This window comes from Pseudomonas sp. 05N434, assembly GCF_056396965.1.
Genome location: NZ_JBFTMK010001186.1, coordinates 1 through 379, shown reverse-complemented (window position 1 = coordinate 379; position 379 = coordinate 1). Strand labels below are relative to the sequence as shown.

The following is a 379-nucleotide window of genomic DNA, read 5'->3' as shown; positions in this document are numbered from 1 at the left end:
GCCCTACCGTCCGTCGCCTGCCATCGTGCAGCCGGATGCGCAAATGAACGACGAGGACACCCGGCACGTCGCCGGTTTGATGCGCATCAACCATACCGGCGAAGTCTGTGCCCAGGCGCTGTATCAAGGTCAAGCCCTGACCGCCAAGTTGCCGCAAGTGCGCGCTGCCATGGAACATGCCGCCGAAGAAGAAATCGATCATCTGGTCTGGTGCGAACAGCGCATCCACCAGTTGGGCAGCCACACCAGCATTCTCAATCCGCTGTTCTACGGAATGTCGTTCGGGATTGGCGCGGTGGCCGGGTTGATCAGCGACAAAGTCAGCCTGGGTTTCGTTGCCGCCACCGAGCATCAGGTTTGCAAACACCTGAACGAACAC

At 59.9% G+C, this 379-nt stretch carries 1 protein-coding gene; it reads left to right on the top strand.

What is annotated here, in order from left to right; all coding sequences use genetic code 11:
- Nucleotides 1-379, top strand: a 379-nt coding sequence (coq7, locus tag AC1DLB_RS32360; protein WP_477786580.1) for a 2-polyprenyl-3-methyl-6-methoxy-1,4-benzoquinone monooxygenase, incomplete at both ends; no start/stop codon positions are given.